General features: G+C 75.0%; 6 protein-coding genes. 5 read left to right on the forward strand and 1 reads right to left on the reverse strand.

Going from position 1 to position 11,069, the window contains the following annotated elements; translation table 11 throughout:
• The coding region (locus ACFRQN_RS37060; RefSeq protein ID WP_380744943.1) for a S8 family serine peptidase at positions 1-3,208 on the forward strand (3,208 nt) is incomplete at its 5' end.
• A 48-nt stretch (positions 3,209-3,256) separates the two neighbouring features.
• Here ACFRQN_RS37060 and ACFRQN_RS37065 read toward each other — a convergent pair.
• Positions 3,257-5,758: a YfhO family protein gene (locus ACFRQN_RS37065; RefSeq protein ID WP_380744945.1), complete on the reverse strand. Its 2,502-nt coding sequence runs from the start codon at positions 5,756-5,758 to the stop codon at positions 3,257-3,259.
• A gap of 317 nt (positions 5,759-6,075) precedes the next feature.
• Between ACFRQN_RS37065 and ACFRQN_RS37070 the strand changes: the two genes are divergently transcribed.
• The 4 genes from ACFRQN_RS37070 (at position 6,076) to cimA (ending at position 11,009) form a co-directional block, all read left to right on the forward strand.
• A complete protein-coding gene (locus ACFRQN_RS37070; RefSeq protein WP_380744947.1) occupies positions 6,076-6,642 on the forward strand; it encodes a Uma2 family endonuclease in 567 nt (188 codons plus the stop codon).
• A gap of 58 nt (positions 6,643-6,700) precedes the next feature.
• The gene (locus ACFRQN_RS37075) at positions 6,701-7,738 is read left to right on the forward strand and encodes a 3-isopropylmalate dehydrogenase (protein WP_380744949.1); all 1,038 of its coding nucleotides are present in this window, start codon (positions 6,701-6,703) and stop codon (positions 7,736-7,738) included.
• 198 nt (positions 7,739-7,936) lie between these two features.
• Positions 7,937-9,049 carry a branched-chain amino acid aminotransferase gene (locus ACFRQN_RS37080; RefSeq protein ID WP_049656394.1) on the forward strand — a complete coding sequence of 371 codons (1,113 nt, stop codon included), beginning with the start codon at positions 7,937-7,939 and terminating at the stop codon, positions 9,047-9,049.
• A 355-nt stretch (positions 9,050-9,404) separates the two neighbouring features.
• On the forward strand, positions 9,405-11,009 hold the full coding sequence (gene cimA, locus ACFRQN_RS37085) for a citramalate synthase (protein ID WP_380744952.1): 1,605 nt from the start codon (positions 9,405-9,407) through the stop codon (positions 11,007-11,009).
• Positions 11,010-11,069: the final 60 nt, after the last annotated feature.

Genomic DNA, 11,069 nt, shown 5'->3' on the forward strand with positions numbered 1-11,069 from the left:
CCGAACGGCCTCCGTCCGGCTCGAACTCACCACCGAGGCGGCCGGCTCCGCCTGGCGGCGCGCCGCCGACGGGGCCCGGCGCGCCCAGCGCCCCCCGGAGGCCGTCCGCCGGGAGGCCGCGCGGGCCGGCGCCGCCCAGCGGGCCCGGGCCGGGGACGCGCTCGACCGGCTCGCCGGCGCCGTCCACCGGGCGGCACCCGCCGCCCGCGAGCTCTACCGCACCCGCACCGTGCTCGCCGGCCTCGCGGTCAGCGCGCCCGCCGACCGGCTGCCCGCGCTGCGGGCGCTGCCGGGCGTCCGGGCCGTCCACCCGATCGTCGCCAAACGGCGTGACAACGCCCACTCCGTCCCGCTGACCGGCGCCCCGCAGGTCTGGGCCGGCGACCAGGCGGCCGGCACCGGCCGGGGCACCCGGATCGGGATCATCGACAGCGGCATCGACTACACCCACGCCGACTTCGGCGGCCCGGGCACCGAGGAGGCGTTCCGCTCGGTCGAGCGCGGCAGGCCCGCGCCGCCCGCGCTGTTCCCCAACGCCAAGGTGGTCGGCGGCAAGGACCTGGTCGGCGACGACTACGACCCCGACCCGGCCTCCCCGCACTACCAGCCGGTGCCGCACCCCGGCGGCAACCCGATCGACTGCGTGCGCAACGGGCACGGCACCCACGTGGCCGGCACCGCGGCCGGGTACGGCGTCACCGCGGACGGCCACCCGTACACCGGTCCGTACGGGCCCGGGCTGGATCCGGCCGGCTTCCGGATCGGCCCCGGCACCGCCCCGGGCGCGCAGCTGTACGCGATCCGGGTGTTCGGCTGCGACGGCTCCACCGACCGGGTCACCGAGGCGCTCGACCTGGCCGCCGACCCGAACGGCGACGGCGACCTGAGCGACCGGCTGGACGTCGTCAACCTCTCGCTCGGCAGCCACTTCGGCAGCACCGACGACACCGACGCCCTGGCCGCCGACCGGCTCGCCGAGCTCGGCACCGTCGTGATCGCGGCGGCGGGCAACGACGGCGACGTGTACGGCATCGGCGGCAGCCCCGGCACCGCCGCCCGGGCGATCACCGTCGCCGCCTCGGTGCACGGCCACGCCGACGTGGACGGCGTCACCGTGCTCGCCCCCGCCGCCCAGGCCGGGGTCGTCCCGGGGCACTGGAGCGAGCGCTACCAGGGCTGGTCCACCGCCGACGTCAGCGGCGAACTCGCCCTGCCCGCCGACCAGTCGGACGGCTGCACCGAGTTCGGCGAGGCCGACCGGCAGCGGCTGAAGGGGCGGATCGCGCTGCTCGCCTGGCACACCCGGGAAGCCGACCGGGCCTGCAACTCCGGCCCGCGCGCCGACCACGCCGCCGACGCGGGCGCGATCGGCGCGCTGTACGCCGCCGACTCCGACCACCTCGCCGAGATCTCCGGCGACGACCGGATCCCGGCCGTGCTGCTGGGGCGCGCCGACGGCGAGCGGCTGCGGCAGGCCGCGGCCGCCGGGCCGGTGACGGTCCGGCTCGCCGCGCCCGGCAACCCGCTGCACGGCTCCGTCGCCCAGGACCAGCCGGCCCGGATCGACACCATGACGGACTTCAGCTCGCGCGGCATCGGCGTGCCGGGCGTGGTCAAGCCCGACCTGGCGGCACCCGGCGAGGGCATCTGGTCCAGCCTGGTCGGCAGCGGTTCCGGCGGCCAGCGCGAGAGCGGCACCTCGATGGCCGCCCCGCACGTGGCCGGGCTCGCCGCGCTGGTCCGCGCCGCGCACCCGGACTGGCCGGTCGAGCAGGTCAAGGCCGCGCTGATGAACACCACCGAGGACACCTTCCTCGGCGACGAGCACAGCGGGCCGGTCTACGGGCCCGAGCGCACCGGGGCCGGGAGGGTCCGGGTGGACCGGGCGGTCCGCACGCCCGCCGTCGCCTACGCGGCGGGGGAGGGCGCCGTGGAGGGCGGGGTCGGGGTCTCCTTCGGGCCGGTCGAGGTCGGCGGGCCGACGGCGGTGACCCGGGAGATCGAGGTGCGCAACACCTCGAACGCGCCACTGGCGTACCGCACCTCGTACGCGGCCGCCACCCTGCTGCCGGGCGCCTCCTACCAGGTGGCACCGGCCCGGGTGGACGTCCCGGCGGGCGGCACCGCGCGGGTACGGGTCACCCTGGCCGTGCCGGGGGAGCTGGGGCGCGCCCCCGACCCGACCATCGACACCGTGCAGGGCGGCCGGGCCCGCAGCTACCGGGGCGAGCTCTCCGGCCGGGTGCTGCTCACCCCGGTCGGTGGCGACGCGCTCCCGCAGCTGCGGATCCCGGTGCTGGCCGCCCCGCGCCCGACCGGCGACCTCACGGCGGCGGCCACCGTCCGCACCGCCCGGGACGGCACCCTGGTCACCCTCGGCGGCCGCGCCGCCCCCGGCGAACAGCCCGGGCTGGTCAGCGCCTTCGCCCTCGGCGGCGAGGGCGAGCGCTGGCCCGACTGCCCGCCCGGCGGCAGCGGCACGGCGGTCGCGCCCGGCGCGGGCCTGCGGCCGAAGGACACCGGGAAGGAGCCGGACCCGGCGGAGGAGGTCTGCGTCGAGCACCCCGGCGAGCGGGCCGCCGGCCTGCGCGCGGCCGGCGCCGCCGTCGACTCCGAACTGCTGTACGTGGGCGCGCAGTTGTGGGCGCCCGCGGCCACCCCGGTGGGGCTGTACGGGGTGCGGGTGGCGCTGGACACCGACGGGGACGGCAGCACCGACGTCATCCTCAAGGCCGACCGGCTGCGCGGTAGCGACGTCCTGGTCTCCCGCGCCCTGGACGCCCGCACCGGGGCCGAACTGGACGTCCAGCCGCTCAACGCCCACTGGGGCGACACCGACACCGGGCTGCTGGACAGCGACGTCCTGGTGCTGCCCGTCCGGCTGAGCGCCCTGCCCGGCGTCGCGCCCGGGCACAGCACCGTCCGCTACGGCGTCTGGACCGGCTACGCCGGGGGCGGGACGCCGGACGTGGCCGAGGCGCTCTCCACCATCGGGCTGAGCGGCACCGGCCCGTCCGTCCCGCTGGACGTCCTGCGGCCGGCGCTCACCGCGCGGGCCGGCCTCACCGGGCCGGCCGCCGTACTGGCCCCGGCGGGCCCGGGCGCCGTCCTCGCCGTACGGCGGGCGGCGGGCGACACCTCGCGGCTCCTGCTGCTGTACCACCGCAACCCGGCCGAGCGGCGGGCCCAGGTGCTCGACCTGCCCTGACCGTCGGGCGGAAGGGGCGGCCCACCGGGACTCCGGCGGGCCGCCCCGTCATGTGCCGGCTTCTGTGCCGGCTTGTGCGTCGGCGCCCAGGGCCGCCCGGCGGCGGTCGCGGCGCGGGACGCGGGTGGGGCGTCGGGAGAGCCGGGCGAAGACCGCCACCAGGGCGAGGACGGCGGCGGTGGCGGAGGTGACGATGAGCCCCTCGGTGAGGCCGGGCGGGCGGAAGGCGCAGGCGACGCGGGAGGCGCCGTCGCCCAGCGGGACGCCGATCATGCCGAGCACCGGGACGGGGGTGAGACGTCGGCCGCCGTCCACCGCGCAGGTCCAGCCCTCGGCGGCCGGCACGGAGAGCAGCGCGGTGCCGGTGGAACCCGCGGGGAGGGTCGCGGTGAGGGTGTGCCCGCCTGCCTCGACCCGGGTGGCGCCGGTCGCGGTGAGCCGGGCGACGGCGGCCTCCAGCGCACCGGCCCGCAGGCAGCCGATCGGGCGGGCGGGCACCTGGCTCACCACGTCCGACCGCAGCGTCACCCGGACCACCCCGTCCGCCGGGACGGTCCCCAGCCGGTGGATCGGCACGGCGGTGGTGGGCTGCTCGCCGTCGCTGCGGTAGTCGGTGCCCAGGCCGCTGACCGTGCCCCGGTACCAGACCCCGTGGAAGTAGGCCGTCCCGCCCGGCGTGCAGGCGGCCGTGAACACCGTGCCCTCCCCGCCGGCCGGCACCGACCAGCCGCTGGTGCCGTGCAGGGCCGGCGCCGGCCCGCCCGCCGGGACGGGCAGCGGGGCGTCGTACACCTGGCTGCCGAGCAGCGACTCCTGCCGGGACCAGGCCGAGGAGGTCTCCGTCCGGGAGCCCGGCGGCAGCACGGTGACCAGCGGCGGCGCGGCGGCCCGCACCGGGGTGAAGCCGGGCGGCGGGGCGTCGTCGAGGTGCGTGCGGACGCCGAACAGCGCCTGCCCGACCGGGTCGGTGACGCTCGCGGTCTGCCGTCCGCCGGCCGTCCAGCCCGCGCCGAGGTCGTGCAGCAGCAGGGCGGTGACGGTCGGCAGGTAGCTGCTGAAGTAGCCGCCGCCCTGGCCGTTCAGCAGCAGCGGGTCGTTGGGGGTGAAGGCGTGCGGGCCGGGGTCGCTGCGACCGCGCGGCCAGTCGGCGCCCGCCCGGACGGCCGCGTGCCCGGCCCGGACGGCCGCCGGGGAGACCCCGGAGGAAGGGACCGCGCCGAGCGCCGCGTACCCGGACCAGACGGCGTTGCCCAGCACCGCCCCGCCGATCACCCAGGTGGCGAGGGCGGTCGCCCGCCGGTCGGAGTGCCGGCGGTCCAGCAGCCACAGCGCGGCCGACAGGACGGCGCCGCCGACGGCCAGCAGCACCCAGGTGGCCGGGCGCACCGCGGGCCGGCCCGCCGCCAGGCCGGCGATCACCGCCACCACGGCGGCGCCGCCCAGCACGGTGAGCCGGTCCGGGCGGTGCGCCAGCGAGACCCAGCCCGCCAGCACCAGCAGCCCGCTGAGCACGAAGGCCACCCGGTACGGCCCGCCGGCCGGGATCGCCAGGCCGTGCCAGACCAGCACCGTCGGGGTCCAGAGGAAGCCGACCGCCACCAGCACCAGCGCCGCGCACCACAGGGCCCGCTCCCGAGCCCGCACCCGCCGGTTGAACGGCAGCCCGCACACCACCAGCAGCCCGAAGACGCCGATCGCCACGTCCGGCAGCTGCTGCCCGCCATGGGCCGCGGGCAGCAGCCGGGAGAGGTGGGCGGCGACACCGGACGGGCCCAGCGGCTCGACCGGGGACTCCGGCTGGGCCCGGCCGGTGGCCAGCACCGCGACGAACAGCACGGGGGAGGCGAGCAGCACCCCGGCGATGGCCGTGGTGACGGCCCGGCCGGTGGCCCGGACCCGGTGGCGCAACGGGAGCGGGGCGGCGAACAGCCGGACGGCGAACAGCAGTCCGGCCGCCAGGGTGGCCAGCGCGGCGGTGTACAGGTTGCCCGTCCAGGCGAGCGCGACGCACAGCGCGCCGGCCACCCAGTGCCGCTCGCGCAGGCACCAGTCGGCGGCCAGGCCGAGCAGGGGCAGCGAGACCAGGCCCCAGAGCCACATCGGGGCGGCCCCGCCGACGTCCAGCACCCAGGCGCACAGCCCGTACCCGACGGCGGCGAACACCCGCAGCCACCGGGGGCCGGGGTGCAGCCGGCCGAGCAGCCGGGCCATCAGGGCGGTGCCCAGGCCGATGGTGGCCAGGGTGACCAGGAGGACGGCGAGCCGGCCCTGGTCGCGGGGGAGGAGCGCGGTGGGCCAGGAGAAGGGGTTCATCAGGTAGGCGAAGAAGTCCGCCAGGAACGGGGCCCCGTAGCCGCTGTTCCAGTTGAACAGCAGGTCCCCGGCGGCCTGCCCGTGCAGCAGGTCCCACAGGTGGGCGTGGTACGGCACGGCGACCGCCTCCGCCCCGGCCGGCCACCGTCCGCGCACCGCCGCCGCCAGCCCGTATCCGCCCATCGCCAGCCCCGCCGCACCCGCGCAGACCAGCCCCTCCCGCCGCCGCCCGCCCATCCGCACCCCGTTCCACACGCCTCGCCGGACCCCGCCACCCTAGGGCGTGTCTGACGATTCCCGCCGGGTGCGCGACGCCGGGGCACGCACCTCGCCGCGTTGTCGTCGGTCGCCGATGCTCCGCATGGACTCCTTCCTCCGCCTTGCGATGCACGCACCCCAACGCCGCGCCCTGATCCGACGCCAATGGTCAGACACGCCCTAAGCACGCCCCGGGCGCCCCCCGCGTCGCACGCGCTCCCTCGAAGGAGTGGAGTCCTAAGCGGCTCCGCCGAGTAGCCTGAGAGGGCCGCCAGGATGCCTGTATGGGAGGAACCATGAGCATCGCGCCGTACCCCGACTGGATTCGGCCTCCTGCTGGTGGCTACACCGCAGAGGACCTCGACCGGCTGCCTGATCTCCCGCCGCACACCGAACTGCTCGACGGGAGCCTGATCTTCGTGAGTCCGCAGACCGCGTTCCACATGCGCACCCTCCGTAGGCTGGAACGTGCCCTGGAAGCCGCGGTGCCGGAGGGGTGGGACGTCTGGCGGGAGATGACGGTCAAGTTGGACCGGCGCAACCGGCCGGAGCCGGATCTCCTCATCGTCGACGAGCGAGGGGTCACCGGTCCGAAGCAGACCTCCTGTGAGGCGGGGGACGTACTGCTCGCGGTCGAGGTCGTCTCCGAGGAGTCCGAGGAACGAGACCGGGACACCAAGCCTCGGAAGTACGCGGCTGCGGGGATCAAGCATTTCTGGCGGGTGGAGAGCGACGACGACGGAAAGCCGGTCGTCTACGTCTACGAACTCGACCCCGCCACACACGGCTATGCGGTCGCCGGGATCTACCACAAGCAGTTGAAGGTCGAGCGGCCGTTCCCGGTGGAGATCGACCTGACCTGACCGTCCGCATGGTGGACGGCAGGTGTCAGTACCTGGGACGGCGGAGTAGGGTCCGAGCATGTCTCGCACCATTCGTCTCGCAGTAGTCCCCGGTGACGGCATCGGCCAGGAAGTGGTGGCCGAAGGCCTCAAGGTCCTGGGTGCCGCGCTTCCCGCCGACGTGAAGCTGGAGACCACCGAGTACGACCTCGGGGCCCGGCGCTACCACCGGACCGGGGAGACGCTGCCGGACGACGTCCTGGCCGAGCTGAAGTCGCACGACGCGATCCTGCTGGGCGCCATCGGCGACCCGAGCGTGCCGTCGGGCGTGCTGGAGCGGGGGCTGCTGCTCAAGCTGCGGTTCGCCTTCGACCACCACATCAACCTGCGTCCGGGCCGGCTCTTCCCCGGGGTGTCGTCCCCGCTGGCCGGCCAGCCGGAGATCGACTTCGTGGTCGTCCGCGAGGGCACCGAGGGCCCGTACGTCGGCAACGGCGGCACGCTGCGCACCGGGACGCCGCAGGAGGTGGCCACCGAGGTCAGCCTGAACACCGCGTACGGCATCGAGCGCGTGGTGCGCGACGCCTACCGCCGGGCGCAGGCGCGGCCGCGCAAGAAGCTCACCCTGGTGCACAAGAACAACGTGCTGGTGCACGCCGGGCACCTGTGGACGCGGATCTTCGCCGAGGTCGGCCGGGAGTTCCCCGAGGTCACCACCGACTACCTGCACGTCGACGCGGCGACCATCTTCTTCGTCACCCAGCCGGAGCGGTTCGACGTCATCGTCACCGACAACCTGTTCGGCGACATCCTGACCGACCTGGCCGCCGCCGTCACGGGCGGGATCGGCCTGGCCGCGAGCGGCAACATCAACCCGAGCGGCGAGTTCCCGTCCATGTTCGAGCCGGTGCACGGCTCGGCGCCGGACATCGCCGGCCAGGGCAAGGCCGACCCGACCGCCACCGTGCTGTCGGTCGCGATGCTGCTGGAGCACCTCGGCTTCGCCGCCGAGGCCGCCGCGGTCGAGGCCGCCGTCGCGGCGGACCTGGCCGAGCGCTCGGGCACCCGCGGCACCTCCCAGGTCGGCGACGCGCTCGTCGCCCGAGTAGCCGGCTGACCGGCCGGATCCGAACACACGGTTCCGGCTGACGGGGCCGGACCGCACATCACCGCAGCTTGCAGCTGTTCGGCACGGCCCTCTGGATGCGAGTATCGACAGTGGGCCGTGCCGTTGTGCGTCCATTCCGGTGAAGTTTGCCGAAACGTATCTGCGGCGGTGGCGGCCCGGACCAACCCCACGGTGAAGGAAACAGCCATGAGCACGGCCACCCAGGCGCCCATCACGTTCGACCTCAAGCCCTCCGCCCACCCGCTGCCCGCAGCGGAGCGCGAGGCCCGGCTGGCCAACCCCGGGTTCGGCCGGGTCTTCACCGACCACATGGTCACCATCCGCTGGACCGAGGGCGTGGGCTGGCACGACGCCCAGCTGGTGCCGTACGCGCCGCTGGAGATCGACCCGGCGAACATGACCCTCCACTACGGCCAGGCGATCTTCGAGGGCCTGAAGGCCTACCGCCAGGCCGACGGCTCCATCGCCACCTTCCGCCCGGAGGCCAACGCCGCCCGCTTCCAGGCCTCGGCCCGCCGCCTGGCGATGCCGGAGCTGCCGGTGGAGGCCTTCGTCGAGGCCGTCGAGCTGCTGGTCCGCCAGGAGCGGGACTGGGTGCCGAACGAGCCGGAGCAGAGCCTCTACCTGCGCCCGTTCATGTTCGCCACCGAGGTCGGCCTGGGCGTCCGCCCGGCCAACTCCTACCTCTTCATGATCATCGCCTCGCCGGCCGGCGCCTACTTCCAGGGCGGCATCAAGCCGGTCTCGGTCTGGCTGTCCAAGGAGTACGTCCGGGCCGCCCCCGGCGGCACCGGCGCCGCCAAGTGCGCGGGCAACTACGCGGCCTCGCTGGTCGCCCAGGCCCAGGCCGCCGAGAAGGGCTGCGACCAGGTGGTCTGGCTCGACGCCGCCGAGCACCGGTGGGTCGAGGAGATGGGCGGCATGAACCTGTACTTCGTCTTCGGCGAGGGCAAGGACGCCAGGATCGTCACCCCGGAGCTGTCCGGCGCCCTGCTGCCCGGCATCACCCGCGACTCGCTGCTCCAGCTGGCCTCGGACCTCGGCTACGCCGTCGAGGAGCGCCGGATCTCCACCGACGAGTGGCAGCAGGCCAACGCCGACGGCACCCTCACCGAGGTCTTCGCCTGCGGCACCGCCGCCGTCATCACCCCGGTCGGCTCGGTGAAGTCCGCCGCCGCCGACTGGACCGTCGGCGCCGGCGAGCCCGGCCCGGTCACCATGGAGCTCCGCAAGGCGCTGCTGTCCATCCAGGGCGGCCAGACCCCGGACACCCACCACTGGCTGCACCGGATCGTCTGATCCCGCACCCCGGCTGGCCTGCCCCGTTTCGCATCCCGAGACGGGCGGGCCGGATCGCGGAAGCTGTGCCAGACTGCCGACGTGTCCTCGCTTTCGCTGATTATTAGCAGCAGGCGCGCCGGTCCGCAGTGACCGCTTCCGCTGGACCCGATGCGGAGCGACCACTAGCGTCCAGACCCGCGCGCAGACCTCTCGCACCCGCGAGGGGTCTTTTTGTTTCTCCCGGACCGGCCGACGGCCCCCACAAGGGGCCCGGGGACACCGGGACCGCGCGCGGGACCATGGACAGTGGAGCCGGGACGAGAACGTCCGGCAGAGCAGTACCCAACCTCCCCGAAACGGAGAACCAGGGGTCATGACCGAGGTCACCCGTACCGACGACAGTTTCCACGTGTTCGACACCACGCTGCGCGACGGAGCGCAGCGCGAGGGCATCAACCTGACGGTGGCGGACAAGCTGGCCATCGCCAGGCACCTGGACGAGTTCGGGGTCGGTTTCATCGAGGGCGGCTGGCCCGGGGCGAACCCGCGCGACACCGAGTTCTTCGCCCGGGCCGCCGTCGAGCTGGAGCTGGAGCACGCCCGGCTGGTCGCCTTCGGCGCCACCCGCCGGGCCGGCGGCAAGGCGTCCGAGGACCCGCAGCTGGCCGCGCTGGTCACCTCCGGCGCCCCGGTGATCACCCTGGTGGCCAAGGCGCACGACCGGCACGTGGAGCTCGCGTTGCGCACCACCCTGGACGAGAACCTGGAGATGGTCCGGGACAGCGTCGAGTTCCTGCGCTCGCAGGGCCGGCGGGTGTTCATCGACTGCGAGCACTTCTTCGACGGCTACCGGGCGAACCCCGAGTACGCCGTGTCGGTGGTCCGCACCGCGCACGAGGCCGGCGCGGACGTGGTGGTGCTCTGCGACACCAACGGCGGGATGCTGCCGGGCGGTGTCCGGGAGATCGTCGCCGACGTGCTGGCCAGGACGGGGGCCCGGCTCGGCATCCACGCCCAGGACGACACCGGCTGCGCGGTGGCCAACACCCTGGCCGCGGTGGACGCCGGCGCGACCCACGTGCAGTGCACCGCCAACGGCTACGGCGAGCGGGTCGGCAACGCCAACCTGTTCCCGGTGGTCGGCGCGCTGGAGATCAAGTACGACCGCCGGGTGCTGCCCGCGGGCCGGCTGGCCGAGATGACCCGGATCTCGCACGCGATCGCCGAGCTGGTCAACCTGACCCCCTCCACCCACCAGCCGTACGTGGGCTTCTCGGCGTTCGCCCACAAGGCGGGCCTGCACGCCTCCGCGATCAAGGTCGACCCGGACCTGTACCAGCACATCGACCCCGAGCGGGTCGGCAACACCATGCGGATGCTGGTCTCCGACATGGCCGGGCGGGCCTCCGTCGAGCTCAAGGGCAAGGAGCTCGGCTACGACCTCTCCAGCGACCGGGACCTGGCCGGCCGGGTGGTGGCCAAGGTGAAGGAGCAGGAGAACCTCGGCTACACCTACGAGTCCGCCGACGCCTCCTTCGAGCTGCTGCTGCGCGACGAGGTGCGCGGCAGCCGGGACCGCTTCTACACCCTGGAGTCCTGGCGGACCATCAGCGAGCAGGGCCCGAAGGGCTTCACGGGCAACGAGGCCACCGTCAAGCTGTGGGCCAAGGGCGAGCGCCGGATCGCCACCGGCGAGGGCAACGGCCCGGTCAACGCGCTGGACCAGGCGCTGCGCGCGGCCCTGGAGGGCATCTACCCGCCGCTGGCCACCTTCGAGCTGGTGGACTACAAGGTCCGCATCCTGGAGGGCCAGCACGGCACCGGTTCCAAGACCCGGGTGCTGATCGAGTCCACCGACGGCTCCGTCACCTGGTCGACGGTGGGCGTGGCCGACAACGTGGTCGCCGCCTCCTGGCTGGCGCTGGAGGACGCGTACACCTATGGCCTGATCCGGGCCGGCCTGGAGCCGACCGAGTAGCCGGCCCGGGCCGGTCGGCGCCCGACATGCCTGTGGCCCGCGGGACTTCGTACGAAGTCC

This window comes from Kitasatospora sp. NPDC056800 (assembly GCF_042789775.1).
Taxonomy (GTDB): Bacteria; Actinomycetota; Actinomycetes; order Streptomycetales; family Streptomycetaceae; genus Kitasatospora.

Coding starts and splice junctions, on each gene's coding strand:
- ACFRQN_RS37065 (WP_380744945.1), bottom strand. CDS start 5,758: ATGGGCGGGCGGCGGCGGGAGGGGCTGGTCTGCGCGGGTGCGGCGGGG.
- ACFRQN_RS37070 (WP_380744947.1), top strand. CDS start 6,076: ATGAGCATCGCGCCGTACCCCGACTGGATTCGGCCTCCTGCTGGTGGC.
- ACFRQN_RS37075 (WP_380744949.1), top strand. CDS start 6,701: ATGTCTCGCACCATTCGTCTCGCAGTAGTCCCCGGTGACGGCATCGGC.
- ACFRQN_RS37080 (WP_049656394.1), top strand. CDS start 7,937: ATGAGCACGGCCACCCAGGCGCCCATCACGTTCGACCTCAAGCCCTCC.
- cimA (WP_380744952.1), top strand. CDS start 9,405: ATGACCGAGGTCACCCGTACCGACGACAGTTTCCACGTGTTCGACACC.